General features: G+C 67.6%; 15 protein-coding genes and 1 tRNA gene. 6 read left to right on the top strand and 10 right to left on the bottom strand.

Annotated elements, in window-relative coordinates; translation table 11 throughout:
- Positions 1-85 precede the first annotated feature (85 nt).
- On the bottom strand, positions 86-1768 hold the full coding sequence (aceB, locus tag E3T40_RS06420) for a malate synthase A (RefSeq protein WP_104100766.1): 1683 nt from the start codon (positions 1766-1768) through the stop codon (positions 86-88).
- Between the two features lie 186 nt (positions 1769-1954).
- Between aceB and E3T40_RS06415 the strand changes: the two genes are divergently transcribed.
- Both E3T40_RS06415 and E3T40_RS06410 read left to right on the top strand, forming a co-directional pair.
- The gene (locus E3T40_RS06415; protein WP_104170391.1) at positions 1955-3445 is read left to right on the top strand and encodes a helix-turn-helix transcriptional regulator; all 1491 of its coding nucleotides are present in this window, start codon (positions 1955-1957) and stop codon (positions 3443-3445) included.
- Between the two features lie 83 nt (positions 3446-3528).
- On the top strand, positions 3529-4959 hold the full coding sequence (locus E3T40_RS06410) for an FAD-binding oxidoreductase (RefSeq protein ID WP_104170390.1): 1431 nt from the start codon (positions 3529-3531) through the stop codon (positions 4957-4959).
- Between the two features lie 390 nt (positions 4960-5349).
- Here the strand turns inward: E3T40_RS06410 and E3T40_RS06400 are convergent, their stop codons facing one another.
- Positions 5350-5733 (bottom strand): hypothetical protein, encoded by a 384-nt coding sequence (locus E3T40_RS06400; RefSeq protein WP_241981692.1) that lies wholly within the window; start codon positions 5731-5733, stop codon positions 5350-5352.
- On the opposite strand from E3T40_RS06400, the gene E3T40_RS16955 reads away from it, so the two are divergent.
- Positions 5641-5838 carry a hypothetical protein gene (locus E3T40_RS16955; protein WP_241981697.1) on the top strand — a complete coding sequence of 66 codons (198 nt, stop codon included), beginning with the start codon at positions 5641-5643 and terminating at the stop codon, positions 5836-5838. The two genes, E3T40_RS06400 and E3T40_RS16955, sit on opposite strands and share 93 nt — an antisense overlap.
- A gap of 299 nt (positions 5839-6137) precedes the next feature.
- Positions 6138-7040, top strand: a complete 903-nt coding sequence (locus E3T40_RS06395) for an ATP-binding cassette domain-containing protein (protein ID WP_134542936.1) — start codon at positions 6138-6140, stop codon at positions 7038-7040.
- 10 nt (positions 7041-7050) lie between these two features.
- Here the strand turns inward: E3T40_RS06395 and E3T40_RS06390 are convergent, their stop codons facing one another.
- From E3T40_RS06390 to E3T40_RS06380, 3 genes are all read right to left on the bottom strand, one after another.
- Positions 7051-7710, bottom strand: a complete 660-nt coding sequence (locus E3T40_RS06390; protein WP_134542935.1) for a GntR family transcriptional regulator — start codon at positions 7708-7710, stop codon at positions 7051-7053.
- Between the two features lie 70 nt (positions 7711-7780).
- A complete protein-coding gene (locus E3T40_RS06385; RefSeq protein ID WP_104194614.1) occupies positions 7781-8935 on the bottom strand; it encodes an acyl-CoA dehydrogenase family protein in 1155 nt (384 codons plus the stop codon).
- 38 nt (positions 8936-8973) lie between these two features.
- Entirely contained in the window at positions 8974-10215 is a 1242-nt protein-coding gene (locus E3T40_RS06380) for a CaiB/BaiF CoA-transferase family protein (protein WP_174843650.1), read from the bottom strand.
- 209 nt (positions 10216-10424) lie between these two features.
- On the opposite strand from E3T40_RS06380, the gene E3T40_RS06375 reads away from it, so the two are divergent.
- A complete protein-coding gene (locus tag E3T40_RS06375) occupies positions 10425-11984 on the top strand; it encodes an APC family permease (protein ID WP_104170424.1) in 1560 nt (519 codons plus the stop codon).
- A gap of 74 nt (positions 11985-12058) precedes the next feature.
- On the opposite strand, the gene rplA is transcribed toward E3T40_RS06375, so the two are convergent.
- From rplA to E3T40_RS06350, 5 genes are all read right to left on the bottom strand, one after another.
- Entirely contained in the window at positions 12059-12748 is a 690-nt protein-coding gene (rplA, locus tag E3T40_RS06370; RefSeq protein WP_104170387.1) for a 50S ribosomal protein L1, read from the bottom strand.
- 93 nt (positions 12749-12841) lie between these two features.
- Positions 12842-13273: a 50S ribosomal protein L11 gene (gene rplK, locus E3T40_RS06365; protein WP_104100758.1), complete on the bottom strand. Its 432-nt coding sequence runs from the start codon at positions 13271-13273 to the stop codon at positions 12842-12844.
- A gap of 103 nt (positions 13274-13376) precedes the next feature.
- Positions 13377-14360, bottom strand: coding sequence for a transcription termination/antitermination protein NusG (nusG, locus tag E3T40_RS06360; RefSeq protein WP_104170386.1), 984 nt, complete (start codon positions 14358-14360; stop codon positions 13377-13379).
- A gap of 134 nt (positions 14361-14494) precedes the next feature.
- On the bottom strand, positions 14495-14770 hold the full coding sequence (gene secE, locus E3T40_RS06355; protein ID WP_104170385.1) for a preprotein translocase subunit SecE: 276 nt from the start codon (positions 14768-14770) through the stop codon (positions 14495-14497).
- Positions 14771-14812: 42 nt separating this feature from the next.
- Positions 14813-14885 (bottom strand) — tRNA-Trp (locus tag E3T40_RS06350).
- Positions 14886-15056: 171 nt separating this feature from the next.
- Between E3T40_RS06350 and E3T40_RS06345 the strand changes: the two genes are divergently transcribed.
- Positions 15057-16259, top strand: coding sequence for a pyridoxal phosphate-dependent aminotransferase (locus E3T40_RS06345; RefSeq protein ID WP_104170384.1), 1203 nt, complete (start codon positions 15057-15059; stop codon positions 16257-16259).
- Positions 16260-16314 lie beyond the last annotated feature (55 nt).

The following is a 16314-nucleotide window of genomic DNA, read 5'->3' as shown; positions in this document are numbered from 1 at the left end:
CCAGCCCACCACTGCACGCGAGAGCGCGCACGATGCCCCATCAGTAGTGCTGAACGGGCTGAGTGCGCGCTTTCGCGGCCAGGGGCTACAGGTAACGGGCGTACGCTCCCACGGTCAGGAACGTCGGGAACTCGGGCTCGAGCGCGCATGCCCGGAACACCTCGAGCGCGTCGTCGAACCGGTCTCCGGGCGTGCGCTCGAGTGCCTCGTACACGTCGACGAGCTGTTCCTCGACCCAGGTTCCGTCGATCCGGATGCCCTCGGCGGTGATCGAGCCCAGGTGGATCCACTGCCAGATCTGTGAGCGGGAGATTTCCGCGGTCGCGGCGTCCTCCATCAGGTTGTCGATGGCCGCCGCGCCGACGCCGCGCAGCCAGGACTCGATGTAGCGCAACCCGATCGTGAGGTTGTCGTGAACGCCGGCCTCGGTGATCTGCCCGCCGACGGACTCCACGTCGAGCAGCTGGGCGGCCGTGACGCTCACCTCGGCGCGGGTGCGGTGCAGCTGGTTCGGCTGGTCGCCGAGCACGCGGTCGAACTCGGCCTGGGCCGTCGGGATGAGGTCCGGGTGCGCCACCCAGGTGCCGTCGAAGCCGTCGGTGGCCTCGCGCTTCTTATCGGCGGCCACCGCCTCGAGGGCACGCCGGGTCACCTCCGGGTCGCGCCGGTTCGGGATGAACGCGCTCATTCCGCCGACGGCATACGCACCGCGCCGGTGGCAGGTCGACACCAGCAGCTCGGTGTAGGCGCGCATGAAGGGCACGGTCATCGTGATCTGCTTGCGGTCGGGGAAGACGAACCGGCTCCCGCGGGTGCGGAACGTCTTGATGATGCTGAAGATGTAGTCCCAACGTCCGGCGTTCAGGCCTGCGCAATGGTCACGCAGCTCGTAGAGGATCTCCTCCATCTCGAAGGCGGCCTGGATCGTCTCGATCAGCACGGTGGCACGGATGGTGCCGTACTCGATGCCGAGGCGGTCCTCCGAGTGACTGAAGATATCGTCCCAGAGACGGGCCTCGACGTGGCTCTCGAGCTTCGGCAGGTAGAAGTACGGTCCGCTGCCGCCCTCGATCAGGTGCTGCGCGTTGTGGAAGAAGTACAGCCCGAAGTCGACGAGGCTGCCGGACGCGTTCGTCCGGCGGTTCGCGCGGTCGACGAACGTCAGGTTCTTCTCCACCAGCTGCCAGCCGCGCGGGCGCATCACGATGGTGGGCGTGGCGCCGGTGGCGTCGCCGGTGACGGCGTATTGCTTGCCCTCCGGGCTGGTGAAGCTCAGCTGACCGCGCACCTGGTCGAACAGGGTCAGCTGGCCCTCGACGACGTTCGCCCAGGTGGGGCTGGTGGCGTCTTCCTGGTCGGCCAGCCAGACCTTCGCGCCCGAGTTCAGCGCGTTGATGGCCATCTTGCGGTCGGTCGGCCCGGTGATCTCCACCCGGCGGTCCACCAGCCCGGGACCCGCGCCGGCAGCCGTCCAGGTGAGGTCACGACGGATGTGCGCGGTCTCGGTGAGGAATCCCGGGTCGCGCCCGTTGGAGGCATCCACGCGCTTGCGCAGTCGAGTCGCCAGCAAGTCCTGCCGCGTACCGGCGAACCGGTCGTGCAGCTCGGCCAGGAATACCAGCGCCTCCGGCGTGAGGATCTCCTCGTAGCGCGGACCGAGATCGCCGGTGATCTCGAGGTGCGGTTCGATGGTGGCAAAACTGCCGGTATTCGTGGTCAGACTGGCGGCCTGGACCTGGTCGGATGTCGCCAGGGGCGGGGTGTTCATGGGCTGAGCTCCTTCGGAAGTTGAGCGGGGAGTGCTGCGTGACTGGCGCCGCCTGGGGAGAGCGCCATTGCTTGCCTGATTCCCACTGTGGACCAGGGGACCCGGTCACGCCGTCGCCGGCATAACAGAAGAACAGCATTTTTTCTGGCTACGAGAAGTTATCCCCGGAGTATGTGAGCATGGGGCATGGTCACCGTCGATCCCGCCTTCCGCTCCTCCCTGTCCGCGGCTCCTCCCGAGGAGGCAGGGCTCGATGCGCTCACCCTGGGGCGGCGCATCCGTGAACTGCGCACGAACCGGCGCATGACTCTTGACGCCCTTGCGGCCGCCATCGACCGGGCACCCTCTCAGGTGTCGATGATCGAGAACGGCAAGCGCGAGCCGCGCCTGTCGATGCTGCGCACCATCGCGACCGCGCTCGGCACCACGGTCGACGACCTGTTGAAAACGGATGCCCCGTCCGAGCGGGCGGCGCTGGAAATAGCCGTCGAGCGCGCTCAGCGGGGCCCCGTGTTCACCGCCCTCGGACTGCCGCATATCCGCGTTGGCCGGGGAACGAGCGACGAAACATTGCAGACACTGCTCAGCCTGCACAACGAGATCCTGCGCCTGCACCGGGAGCGGGCGGCGACCCCGGAGGAGGCCCGGCGAGCGAACGTGGAGCTGCGAGCCACCATGCGGGCCCGGGACAATTACTTCCCCGAGCTCGAGGCACAGGCGCAGCGCCTGCTCGCCGCGGTCGGCCACACCGGCGGGCCGGTTTCCCACCAGGTGGTGGCCGACATGGCGACCCATCTCGGCTACTCGCTGCACTACGTGGGCGACCTTCCGAACTCGACCCGCTCGGTGACGGACAAGCGCAACCGGCGCATCTACCTGCCCACCGAGCAGTCGGCGTCCCGCGACTCCCGCTCCCCCATTCTGCAAGCGTTCGCCACCCTGCTCTGCGAACACGAGGAGCCCGGAAACTATGCGGAATTTCTGTCTCAGCGGGTGGAGACCAACTATCTGACCGCGGCCATCCTGCTGCCCGAAAAAGACACCGTGAAACTCCTCACCGAGGCGAAGAACCTGCGACGTATCTCGATGGAGGATCTGCGGGACGCCTTCGCGGTGTCCTATGAGACGGCGGCGCACCGGTTCACGAACCTCGCCACCGCGCGGCTCGACATCCCGGTGCACTTCATGAAGGTGCACGAGTCCGGCACCATGATCAAGGCGTACGAAAACGATTCGGTGCGCTTCCCGAGCGACGCGCTCGGCGCGGTCGAGGGCTCGACGGTCTGCCGCAACTGGACCGCGCGCACCGTCTTCCACGTCGCCGACCGGTTCAGCCCCTGGTACCAGTACACCGACACCCCGAGCGGTACCTTCTGGTGCACCTCGCGCATCGAGAAGGCCAAAGAGGGCGACTACTCCGTCAGTGTGGGCGTGCCGTTCACGCACGTGAAGTGGTTCCGCGGCCGCGAAACCAACAACCGGGCCGTGTCCACCTGTCCCGACGAGTCGTGCTGCCGCCGCGCGCCCGAGGAGCTCTCGGAGCGCTGGTCCGGGCAGTCCTGGCCGGCCGCGCGCACGCCCACCAGCCTGCTCGCGGCCCTGCCCACGGGCACCTTTCCCGGCGTCGACCAGACCGAGGTGTTCCAGTTCCTGGAGTCGCACGCGCCGGTGAGATGAGAGCGGGGCGGGCGCATGGCCGACGGGGACCGCGCCTGAGATGATGAACGAGTAGCAGAGCCGCGCCGAACAAAGGACGATCCGTGGGCACGACCATTTTCGAGCGGGCCAGGCCCGCCGCATCCGTCATCGCGGGCGCCCTCGCCGACACCCGCTCCGCGCCGTTCTGGCTGGACGACGTGTCTCCGCAGACCGGCTACCCGACCCTCACGGCCGACCTCGACTGTGATCTCGCCATCGTCGGCGGCGGCTACCTCGGACTCTGGACCGCCGTGCTCGCTCAGCAGGAGAACCCGGGCGCTCGCCTGGTGCTGCTCGAGGCGCGCACGATCGGCTGGGCTGCGTCGGGCCGCAACGGCGGTTTCTGCGAGGCCAGCCTGACCCACGGCGAGGAGAACGGCCGACGCCGCTGGCCGACGGAGATCGACCGGCTCACCGAACTCGGCCTCAAGAACCTCGACGAGATCGAGCGGGCCGTCACCGAGCTCGGGCTGAACTGCGACTTCGAGCGCACCGGCGCCATCGACCTGGCCGTCGAGGAGCACCAGGTCGACTGGCTGCGCGAGGAACCGACCGGAACCGACAGCGTGTTCCTGGATGCCGCGGCCCTGCGCGCCGAGGTCGGCTCGCCCACGTACCTGGCCGGCATCTGGCACAAGCGAAGCAACGCGCTCGTGCACCCGGGTAAGCTGGCCACCGAGCTCGCCCGGGTCGCCACCGAACTCGGGGTCGAGATCTTCGAACACACCCCGGTGAAGAACCTGGACACGCAGGGACTCACGCCGGCGCAGGGCACCCGGCTCCGCACCGAGTCGGGTGTGGTGCGGGCGACGAAGACCGCGCTGGCGACCAACGTGTTCCCTTCGCTGCTGGCCCGCAACCGCCTGTCCACGGTGCCGGTCTACGATTACGTGCTGATGACCGAGCCGCTGTCGCCCGATCAGCTCACCGCCATCGGCTGGCAAAAGCGGCAGGGGCTGAGCGATCTGGCCAACCAGTTCCACTACTACCGGTTGAGCGCCGACAACCGCATTCTCTTCGGCGGCTACGACGCGATCTACCACTACGGAGCCCGGGTGCGGAGCGGCTACGAGAACCGGCCGGAAAGCTTCCAACGACTGGCCGGCCACTTCTTCACCACATTTCCGCAGCTGGCCGGGCTGCGCTTCAGCCACCAGTGGGCCGGCGCCATCGACACGTCGACCCAGTTCTGCGCGTTCTATGGCACGGCCCGCGGCGGACGGATCAGCTACGCCGCCGGGTTCACCGGCCTGGGCGTGGCCGCGACGCACTTCGCGGCGAAGGTCATGCTCGACCAACTGGCGGAGCGCAGGACCGAGCGCACGCAGCTGGAGATGGTGCGCGGGCGGCCACTCCCGTTCCCACCGGAGCCCCTCGCTTCGATGGGCATCCAGACCACGCGTTGGTCACTCGACCGCGCCGACCACAACCGAGGCCGCCGCAACATCATCCTGAAGACGCTCGACGCGCTGGGCCTCGGCTTCGACTCGTAGGGCTCGATAACGCTCGGCGCGCTCGGGGCGCTCGGCGGCCCGAACGAATTCGACGGAGATTTTGCTCAAAACGGTTTAAACCACGCTGGGAAAGCGCTCCATCCTCAAAATCTCCGTCGAATTGGTTCGACGGGCGGGGTGGGTGAGCCGCGGCATCCGTGGGCCCGAGGCAACGGATGCCGCGGCGCGGCTCAGGCCTCCCGGGTGATCTCCATCGTGACGAAGAGGTCCGAGCCGCTGGTGCCCGCGCACACACCGCGCAGCGCACGAACTGGTCGGCCGAACTGACCGGCAGCATCCGCGCCTCGTTGTCGGACGCACCGACCTCGCCCGGGAAGCGGTAGCCGGTGACGTGGCGGATCCGCAGCCGGTCCACGAGGCCTCCCCGGTTCAGGTCGGAACGGCGCTGATCGGGAGGTAGCGGTCGCCGATGGCCTCAGAGGCCGTGCTGGTGGCCTCCTGCACGATGTCCATCTGATTCGACAGGTCGTTCAGGATGTCCATGATCGGCCGGTATTCCAGCTGGCTGCGGATCTGACCCAGCACCCGTTGCGATCCTCGGTCACACCGACGCGGTCGGTGCGCGGTTCCATCTCGCGCAGGCATTGTTCCGCCCGCGAGATGAACAAGGCTACCGACCGCGGAAACAGCCAGCCTCGTAGGCCCCCGACGGAACGCCGGATGGTCGTCCCCGAAGGCCCGCTGGCCTCGGTCAACGACCGGGTTGGCCAGCAACCGTGCGGTCATGTCCCCCTGCTCCAGGCTGCGGCCCAGGTTGCAGAAGTGCCACGCCTCGTCGCGGCTGACGCCGGACTCGACCGTGGGCCGCTCCTCCTGCTCGATCACGCGGGGCACCGCGGTGAGCGGGACGGGCCGTGAGCGAGGTGAGCTCGGGGAACACCTCATCCCCGGCGCGGGGCGCGCCCCGTCCAGCGCGTCCAGCTGCTCAGCCCGCAAGACTGTGGTCCGCCATAGCCCTCGACGAGGTCAACCATGCTGGGCTCGTAGCGGCCCGGTGTTGCCGGAATCTTTTCCCCACAAGACACCACGGTTGTATGCAACAGTGCCCCCCGATTCAGGGTTCAACTCAGAGGAATATGGCATACTGAGCACCGGGATTCGAGGAGATTGCATACAGTAAAACCCACTGGATCGAGTTCGGAACGGAGGGATGAGTCGTGAAGACCTTCCTCCCCTCCTGGCAATCCCCCGGCAAACCTCATTGCTCTCCCGCCCCGTCGGCCCCGGCGTCGGCCGACGATGAGCCCGTTCCCTCCGACGGATTCCGCGCCACGGCCCTGCTCGACGCGCGCGGTCTGCAGATTACCGAGAGCACCCAGACGGGTGCCCCGGTGCTGGCCACGGGCATCTCCCTCTCGGTGGCGCGGGGTGAGGTCATCGGACTGGTCGGTGTCACCGGTTCCGGGGCACGCGAGATCGCTCTGGCCATCGCGGGCCGGCTGCCCGAACCGGCGGTGGTCGCGGCCGGCTCCATCCTGATCGACGGCATCGAGCTCGTCGGGGCATCGCGGCGCGCCCTCAACCGGCTGCGCGACACGAAAATCTCTCTCATTTCCCCTGCCGCGCCGACGGGCCTGGCCCCGGACCAGGTCATCGGCCGCCAGCTCGCCCGAACCCTGCGCCGGACAGGGAGTCTGTCCCGAACGGATGCCGCCCGGCGTGCGTTGGAACTCCTCGAGAAGGTCGGGCTGCCGGATCCGCAGGCGACGTCGCTGGTGGTTCCGACCCAGCTCGAACCGACCGCGCTGCTCCAGGTGACGATCGCGGCCGCGCTCTCACAGCACCCGGACATCCTGATCCTGGACGAGCCGACGCGCGCCGTCGAGGCTGCGGGCGAGCCCTCCGCACTGGAGCTCTGCCGCGGGTTCCTCCAGGAGTTCGGACTGTCGATCATCGTGGTCTCCCGGAACCTCGGCCTGGCGGCCGCCACCTGCGACCGAGTGACGGTCGTGGAAGCGGGACGGGTCGTCGAGCAGGCTTCGGCGGCCGAGATCCTCGCTTCACCGCGGCATCCGCACACCCACAGTCTGCTCGAGGCGGCCCGCTCCGCGCGCGGCTGACCGGTTCCGGTTAGGCCGGTTCCGTCCCCGATCCGGACCGACCCGGCGACACCGCGTTGCGCGCTGCGAGGATGTGCGAGCGCATGGCGACCTCGGCCCAGAGTGCGTCTCCCGACCATAGCGCCGTGAGGATGTCGCGGTGGTGGTGGTTGCTGCCGGCCCGGAAGGCGGCGGCGTCGCGGCGGAAGAGCGAGGCCATCATCGGGGCGCGGCCGACGGACGCGGCCAGGGCCATCAGCTGAGTGACGCCCGACGCGGCCACGATGATGCGGTGGAATTCGGCGTTGAGCACGCCCAGCCGGCCGATGCCCTCGGCGTCGGTTGCGCGCACGAACTCCTCCATGGCGTCAATCAGGATGGCCAGCCGGTCGAGGTCGGCCGGCTCGATCCGCGCCGCCGCGAGGCCCGCCGCCCTGCTTTCGAGAGCCGCGCGAAGAAAATACGTCTCGCAGATCTGCTCGGTGGTCCATTCCACGACCGTGGCGCCCCGGTTCGGCACGAACTCCACCAGGCCGGCCTCGTCGAGCCGGCGCAGCGCCTCGCGCACGGGGGTGCGGCTGACGCCGAGTTCCTGGGCCAGCGCCGTCTCCCGCAGCGTGGCCCTGGCGGGCAATTCCCCCGAGAGGATGCGCGCACGCAGGTTCGCGAACACGGTCTGTCCCCCCGTCACCCCCACTGTGCCCCTCCCCCATCGATCGGCCCGACGGCCAATCTGCTTGACACTATGTCACATCGCGGCCTCAGGAGAACGCGTTCAGGCCGGTCAGGGCCCGCCCGAGCACGAGCTGGTGGATTTCGTCGGTGCCCTCATAGGTGCGCACCGATTCCAGGTTCGCCAGGTGGCGCATCACCGGGAATTCGCTGGTAATGCCGTCGCCGCCGAGGATGACGCGGGCCTCGCGGGCGATCTGGATCGCCTCGCGCACGCTGTTGAGCTTGCCGATGCTGATCTGGGTGGGGGTCAGCGTGCCGCGCTCCTTGAGCCGACCGAGGTGTAGGGCCAGCAGCACCCCCTTCTCGTATTCCACGAGCATGTCGGCGAGCTTGGCCTGGATCAACTGGGTGGCCCCGATCGGTTTGCCGAACACCTCACGGGTCTTCGCGCGCAGGATGGCGGCGTCGAGGCAGCTGCGGGCGGCGCCCATGGCCCCCCAGACGATGCCGAAGCGCGCCTCGTTGAGGCAGCCGAACGGCCCGGACAGCCCAGCGGCGCCGGGCAGGATCGCATCGAATGGCACCTGCACGGCGTCCAGGTGCACATCGCACTGGATCGACGCACGCATCGAAAGCTTCTTGCCGATGGGGGTGGCGGTGAAACCGATACTGTCGGTCGGAACCAGGAAGCCGCGCACACCGGCATCCGTTTGGGCCCAGACGATCGCGACGTCGGCGATGCTGGCCAGGCCGATCCAGCGTTTGGCACCCTCGATCACCCAGCCGTCGGCGCCCCGGGTGGCGGTGGTCGCCATCGCGGCCGGGTCGCTGCCGCCGGTCGGTTCGGTCAACGCGAAGCAGCCCACGAGCTGGCCGGCGGCCATGCCCGGCAGCCAGCGCTGCTTCTGCTCCGCAGACCCATACTTGTGGATGGCCGACATCGCCAGCGAGCCCTGCACCGAGACGAAGGTGCGCCAGCCGCTGTCAGCGGCCTCCAGCTCGAGGCAGACCAGCCCGTAGCTCACCGCCCCCGCGCCGGCGCAGCCGTACCCGGTGAGGTGCATGCCGAGGAACCCGGCCGCCCCGAGTTCAGGGATCAGCTCGGCCCGGAAGTGCTTCTCCTCGAAGTCGTCCTCGATGGTCGGCAGGATGCGGTTGGTCGCGAAAGCGCGCGCCGCGCGCGCCCAGACGATCTCCTCCGGCTCGAGCAGGGCATCGAGGTCGAAGACGGTGTCGACCAGCGGGCTGGGCACAAGCGGGGTGGGGCGGCCTGCGGCGGTCACGAGAGTCCTTCGGGGGTCGGCGGAACACGAGCGAGATCTGTGGCTGGTACGGGGGCTCGCCCTGGGGCAGCGGTCGGGGACGGGGCGAGCCAGTCGGCGCCCTCGTGCTCGCCCAGCCGCGGCGGGAACAGGCGGTAGGCGGTTGGGCGGCCGGCGAGGTGGATGGGGTTGGCAACCTGGCGGCTGGTGCGGCCGGCCGCACCCAGTTCCACCACCGGGTCGAGCCCCAGCGCGGCGGCGAAGGCGAACGCCTCGTCGAGGGTGTTGACCTGGCCGGCCGGCACGCCGGCATCCGTCAGAACGCCCACCCAGTGCGCCGCGGGCTCGGGCCGGAGCCGGTCCTCAAGCAACTTTTTCAGGACCGTGCGGTGCCGCACCCGGTCGGCGTTACCGCGGAACCGGTCGTCGTCGGCCAGGGCGGGAGCCCCGAGCAGTCGCACCAGGGTGCGGAACTGGCGGTCGTTGCCCACCGCGATCACCAGCGGCCGGTCGGCGGCGTCGAACAGCTCGTACGGCGCGATGCTCGGGTGCGCATTGCCCATCCGGGTCGGTGACTGCCCGGTCGCGAGGGTGCCCGCGGCCTGGTTGGTCAGCGCGGAGAGCAGGGTGGTCAGCAGATCCACCTCCACCCGGTGGCCGGCGGTCCCGCTCGCGTCGGTCGCGTCACGCGCACGCAGGGCGAGTAGGATGCCGCTGACCGCGTTGAGCCCGGAGAGCACGTCCACGAGGGCCACCCCCACCTTGCTCGGCTCTTCGTCTGGGCGACCGGTGACGCTCATCAGCCCGCCGACAGCCTGTACGAGCAGGTCGTAGCCGGGCAGGCGGGCGCCGGCCCCCGCGCCGAAGCCCGTGATCGAGCAGTAGACCAGGCTCGGATTGACGGCCCGCAGCTGCTCGAAGCCCAGAGCAAACCGGTCCATCACGCCGGGCCGGAAGTTCTCCACCACGACGTCGGCGGTCTCGGCGAGTCGCCGGGCCACGGCCAGTCCCGCATCGGTGCCGAGGTCGCAGATGACGCTGCGCTTGTTGCGGTTCACCGACCCGAAGTAGGTGGAGTCCCCCTGCGCGTCGACCGGCGGCAGCCACTGCCGGGTGTCGTCGCCGGCCGGGCTCTCGATCTTGATCACGTCAGCGCCGAAGTCGGCCAGCATCATGGTGGCGTAGGGGCCGGCCAGTACCCGGGAGAAATCCGCGACCCGAAGGCCCGCCAACGGCTGCCCGGTTGCGTCCTGCGGCACGACCCACCTCTGTCCCCATCGACTCGGACCACGGGACTCCGCCAGTGGCCGCTCTGACTCCGATCCTACCGGGCCGGTCGTGACCCGGAGGCAGGAACTGCGAACGGGAACTCTCGGTGAAAGTTGGATCCATCGGTTCCGTGCGTTTGCTCGCGCACAGCACTATGGTGAGCACATTCTCGCTCTCCGGCTCGATCGGAAAGGTTCCCATGTCATCACACGCGTCATCCCAGAGGAAAGGGCTCGGCGACGCCGAGCACCTCGAGGCCCTCGGCTACGAAGACACCTTCCATCGTTCGATGTCGCTCTGGGGCAATTTCGCCCTTGGCTTCACCTACCTCTCGCCACTCGTCGGCGTCTACTCGCTGTTCGCCCTGGCCCTGAGCACGGGCGGGCCACCCTCGATCTTCTGGCTGGTGATCGTGGGCACCGGCCAGCTGCTGGTGGCACTGGTCTTCGGCGAGGTGGTGTCCCAGTACCCGATCGCGGGCGGTATCTACCCGTGGACACGTCGTCTCTGGGGCAAGAGGTACGCATGGATGACCGCCTGGGTCTACGTCTGGGCGATGCTCGTCACAATCACCGCCGTCGCGGAATTCGGCAGCGGGTTCCTCGCCAGCCTGATCAACGCGCCCGTCACCAAAGAGGTCACGCTCGGGCTCTCGGTGCTCTTTCTCGTCGTGGCCTTCGCGTTCAACTTCTCCGGCACGAAGATGCTGGCCCGCGCGGCCCGGATCGGACTCGCTGCCGAATTGATCGGCGTGATCGGTCTCGGCCTCTACCTACTCCTTTTCCAGCGCAAGCAGGAGTTCAGCGTCTTCTTCGACACCCTGGGCGTCGAGGGTGACGGCAGTTACGCCGCCGCGTTCCTCGGGGCCGCGCTTGCCGGACTGTTCCTGTTCTACGGCTTCGAAGCCTGCGGCGACGTGGCCGAGGAGGTGCCCGACCCGGCCAGAGGTATCCCCCGGGCCATGATACTCACCATCCTGGTCGGCGGCGTCTCCGCCCTGTTCTCGTTCGGCGGGTACGTCCTGGCCGCGCCGGACCTGCAGGCCGTGGTCGACGGGACAGACATCGACCCGATCCCCGCGATCCTGGACGCGACCCTCGGCACGGTCGGTGCCACGCTGTTCCTCATAGTGGCGATCACGGCCTTCCTGTCCTGCGTGCTCAGCCTGCAGGCCGCGGCCAGCCGCCTGATCTTCTCTTTCGCACGAGACGGGATGGTCCCCGGCAAGACCTGGCTGGGCCAGGTGTCCCCGCGCACGGCAGTGCCGGTCAACGCACTGATCGTCGCGTCCACGATCCCGCTGTTGCTCTGCGTTCTGATCTACCTGGGCGGCAGCACGATCCTGACCCAGATCACGGCCTTCGCGGTGCTCGGCATCTATGTCGCGTTCCAGGCCGTGGTTCTGGCCGCGCTCCGCCAGCGGTTCAAGGGGTGGCGTCCGGCCGGGCCGTTCAGCCTGGGACCTCTCGGGTTCATCGTGAACATCTTTGCCCTGGCCTACGGGATCTCCGCCATGATCCTGCTGGCGCGCCCGGGCACGACCGGGGTGTTCCTCGACGACTGGATCGTGCTGATCGGTTTGGCTGTAGTGATGGGCAGCGGCCTGCTCTACCTCTTCATCGCGAAGCCGCACACCACCTCGCACCAGCCGGAGGGCGACGCGATCGCGGTCGCCGCGATGCTTCGCGCGCACCCGCAGAACACCGATCGGGACGACCCCGCACGCAGAGACGCACGCCCCACGATGGCCAGCGAGTGAGCATCCGTTAACGAGGGAAGGGCCCAGTCTTTCGACGGGCCCTTCCTGGTGCAGCCGGGCTGCGGTGGAACTGACTAGATGCTGTTCACATCGAGAGCGATGCCGGGGCCGAACGTGGTCGAAACGGCACCCTTCATGATGTAGCGGCCCTTGGAGGAGCTGGGCTTGAGGCGAACGATCTCCTCGAGAGCGGCGCTGATATTCTCATTCAGCTGCTCGGCGGTGAAGGACACCTTGCCGACGACGAACTGCACGTTGGCGTGCTTGTCGACGCGGAACGCGATCTTTCCGCCCTTGATGTCGGACACGGCGCGCGCGACGTCAGGCGTCACGGTTCCGGTCTTCGGATTCGGCATGAGGCCGCGCGGGCCGAGAACCTTACCGAGACGACCGACCTTGCCCATGAGCTCCGGGGTCGAGACGGCGGAGTCGAACGAGGTGTAGCCGGCGGCCACCTTCTCGATGAGCTCGTCGCCACCGACCTCGTCGGCACCGGCCGCGATTGCCGCTTCGGCCGCGGGGCCCGTTGCGAAGACGATGACGCGGGCGGTGCGACCGGTGCCGTGAGGAAGAATCACGGTACCGCGAACCATCTGGTCAGCCTTGCGAGGGTCGACGCCGAGCTTGAGGGCGACCTCGACGGTCGAGTTGAAGTTCGAGGAGCCGGTCTCCCGGGCCAGGGTGACGGCCTCGGACGGGGTGTAGAGCTTGTCTGCGTCGATCTTCTCGGCCGCGGCCCGGTAGGCCTTTGACTTCTGTGCCATGTTGAATCTCCTGTAAAACGAAATTGAGAGTGTGGTGCGAGCCTGGCTGGCTCTTCCACGTACTGCTTGTGGCGGGATGCCTGGGGGAGGTGTTTAGGCCTCGACCGTGATGCCCATGGAGCGGGCGGTGCCGGCGATGATCTTCGACGCTGCGTCGAGGTCGTTCGCGTTGAGGTCAACCATCTTGGCCTCGGCGATCTCGCGGACCTGGGCCTGGGTGAGCTTCGCAACCTTGACGGTGTGCGGGGTTCCACTGCCCTTGGCGACGCCGGCCGCCTTCTTGATGAGCTCCGCCGCCGGCGGGGTCTTCAGGATGAAAGTGAATGAACGGTCGTCGTAGACGGTGATTTCCACCGGGATGACGTTGCCGCGCTGGGATTCCGTCTGAGCGTTGTACGCCTTGCAGAATTCCATGATGTTGACGCCGTGCTGACCCAGCGCCGGCCCGATGGGCGGTGCGGGGTTGGCGGCGCCGGCCTTGATCTGAAGCTTGATCAGACCGGTTACCTTCTTCTTCGGTGCCATTATTCTTCCTTACTTTGTCATGACGAGCAGCCAGGGGCCGCTCTCCCGGTGGCCCGGACGGGCCCCGGTGAACTTGAATCCGTGGGGAGGGTGTTCAGACCCTTTAGAGCTTGGTGACCTGGTCGAAGCTGAGCTCGACCGGGGTTTCGCGCTCGAAGAGGGAAACCAGCACGATGAGCTTGCCGCTTTCCGCCTTGATCTCGCTGATCGATCCGGGCAGGCCCGCGAACGAGCCTTCCTTGATCGTGATCGTCTCGCCGATCTCGTAGTCGATCTCGGCAGGGAGGGCGCGGGTCGGGACCTTGCCGCCGTGTCCGCCGGTCTTGGCGGTGGGGACGTCCTGGATCTCGACGAGGCTCTTCAGCATGCCGAAGGCTTCCTCGAAGCGAAGCGGCGTGGGGTTGTGCGCGTTGCCGACGAATCCGGTGACGCCGGGCGTGTGACGCACCACGGACCAGCTGTCTTCGTTGAGGTCCATGCGAACGAGCACGTAGCCGGGGATGCGCACGCGGGTGACCATCTTGCGCTGGCCGTTCTTGATCTCGACGACGTCTTCCATCGGAACCTCGACCTGGTAGATGAAATCTTCCATGGCCATCGACTGCTTGCGGTTCTCGATGTTCGACTTCACGCGGCGTTCGAAGCCGGCATAGGAATGAATGACGAACCACTTGCCGGGCTGGAAGCGCAGTTCCTTACGGAATTCTTCGTAGGGGTCTTCGGGGGTCTCGTCCTCGGCGGTCTCGGCATCGACATCCGTTGCCTCTTCAGCCTCGACTGCCACTTCGTCTTCGTCTTCCACGGCCTCGACGGCGGCCTCGGCCTCGACGGCGGAATCGATGTCGAGGGCCTCGTCGACGAGATCGTCGGCGTCGGGGTCAACGGGCTCGGCCAACGCGTCGAGCGCGGCGTCGAGGTTGACTTCGACGCCCATGCTCGGGTCGAACACGTGCACGGCGACCTGCTCGGCAGCCTCTACGGAGTCTTCTTCAGCGGCGAGGGTGTTGCCGTCCTGCGCCTCGTCCTCGGTGGAGGACTGCTCGGCGGCGGTGGCCCAGTCGACATCGTCGTGATTCGTGTCAGTCACTAAATTTCAATCCTTTTCTATTGCATGGGCACGAAACCGTGACCCAAACAGCGTTTGCCCTGAATTCTGCAGTGACTCTTCTTCACTGATGCGTGGCTGCGGCCGCTGGGTGCGGATGCGGCACCGGAAACTGTCTACCCGCCCGGCGTTCCGAACACATACGTGACGGCGAGCGCGAACACCCAGTCGAAGGCGGAAACGATGGCCATCATGATGACAACGAATACCAGCACCACACCCGTGTAGCTGAGGAGTTCTTTGCGGGTGGGGGTGACGACCTTGCGAAGCTCCGCCATGACCTGCTTGATGAACAGGGACATCCGAGCGAAAGGACCGCGCTTGGAATCGAGCGCAAGTTTCGCGTTTGCGACGATTTCCTCACTGGGTTCGTCGACAACTTTTCGGGCCACCTGATTACACCTTTCATGTGCCGACGGAATGCCACCGACTTGCAGGGCGGACAGGACTCGAACCTGCAACCTGCGGTTTTGGAGACCGCTGCTCTACCAATTGAGCCACCACCCTATGGAACGAAATTCAGACTACCTCGATACACTCGGACCCCGGAATGAACCGACAAGCGGGCGCAAAGAAGCATGGCAGAATTGAATTACCTCTTCGAGTCTAGGTCACCCGGGGGCCACTGTAAAGCCGAGACAGCCCCAGCAGAACGAGGCAGCCCCGTATGCTCGAAGCGTGGCCCACGAATCCAAGCGCATCTCTACCCGAATCGGCTCCATTGCGGAGTCCGCGACCCTCAAGGTGGACGGCAAGGCGAAGGCCCTGCAGGCCGCCGGCCGGCCGGTCATCAGTTTCGCCGCGGGCGAGCCTGATTTCCCCACCCCGGAGCACATCGTCGAAGCCGCCCTACTGGCGGTCCGCGACCCGAAGAACCACCGGTACACTCCGGCGGCCGGGCTGCCCGACCTGCGCGAGGCCATTGCGGCCAAAACGCTCCGTGACAGCGGCTTGGCGATTTCGCCCAGCCAGGTGGTCGTCACCAACGGCGGCAAGCAGGCCGTCTACCAGGCTTTCGCCACGCTGCTCGACCCGGGCGATGAGGTGCTCGTGCCCACGCCGTACTGGACCACCTACCCGGAGTCGATCCGGCTGGCCGGCGGCGTGCAGGTCGACGTCTTCGCCGGCAGTGACCAGAGCTACCTCGTCACCGTCGAGCAGCTCGAGGCGGCGCGCACGCCGCGCACCAAGGTGCTGCTGTTCGTGTCGCCGTCCAACCCCACCGGAGCCGTCTACTCCCCCGAGCAGACGAAGGCCATCGGCGAGTGGGCCGAGGAACACGGCCTCTGGATCGTCAGCGACGAGATCTACCAGAACCTCACGTATGACGGCGTGCGTGCGATCTCGATCGTCGAGGCCGTCCCCGCGCTGGCCGACCGCACCATCCTGGTCAACGGCGTCGCCAAGACCTACGCGATGACCGGCTGGCGGCTCGGCTGGATGGTCGGCCCGCAGGACGCGATGAAGGCCGCCGCCAACCTGCAGTCGCACCTGTCGTCGAACGTGTCGAACATCTCCCAGCGCGCCGGCATCGCCGCACTCAACGGCCCTCAGGATGCCGCGATCGCCATGCGGGATGCCTTCGACCGCCGCCGACAGGTCATCGTCGCCGAGCTGAACACGATCCCCGGCATCGTCACGCCGACGCCGCAGGGGGCGTTCTACGTCTACCCCGACGTCACCGGCCTGCTCGGACGCACCTGGGGCGGCGTCACCCCGACCACCTCCCTGGAGTTGGCCGATCTTATCCTGGACCAGGCCGAGGTGGCCGTCGTGCCCGGCGAGGCGTTCGGCCCCAGCGGCTACCTGCGCTTCTCCTACGCGCTCGGCGACGCGGCCCTGCTCGAGGGCGTGCAGCGCCTCCAGCGGCTGTTCGCCTAGCGCAGCGCGCCAAACGGCTCGCCGGTGAACCGACAGCTTTGGGGGGGGGGGGGGG

The organism is Cryobacterium sp. TMT1-19 (assembly GCF_004403055.1).
GTDB classification, from domain to species: domain Bacteria; phylum Actinomycetota; class Actinomycetes; order Actinomycetales; family Microbacteriaceae; genus Cryobacterium; species Cryobacterium sandaracinum.
This window is presented reverse-complemented; position numbering and strand designations above follow the sequence as displayed.

Coding starts and splice junctions, on each gene's coding strand:
- aceB (WP_104100766.1), bottom strand. CDS start 1,768: ATGAACACCCCGCCCCTGGCGACATCCGACCAGGTCCAGGCCGCCAGT.
- rplK (WP_104100758.1), bottom strand. CDS start 13,273: ATGGCACCGAAGAAGAAGGTAACCGGTCTGATCAAGCTTCAGATCAAG.
- E3T40_RS06415 (WP_104170391.1), top strand. CDS start 1,955: ATGGTCACCGTCGATCCCGCCTTCCGCTCCTCCCTGTCCGCGGCTCCT.
- E3T40_RS16955 (WP_241981697.1), top strand. CDS start 5,641: ATGGTCGTCCCCGAAGGCCCGCTGGCCTCGGTCAACGACCGGGTTGGC.
- rplA (WP_104170387.1), bottom strand. CDS start 12,748: ATGGCACAGAAGTCAAAGGCCTACCGGGCCGCGGCCGAGAAGATCGAC.
- E3T40_RS06375 (WP_104170424.1), top strand. CDS start 10,425: ATGTCATCACACGCGTCATCCCAGAGGAAAGGGCTCGGCGACGCCGAG.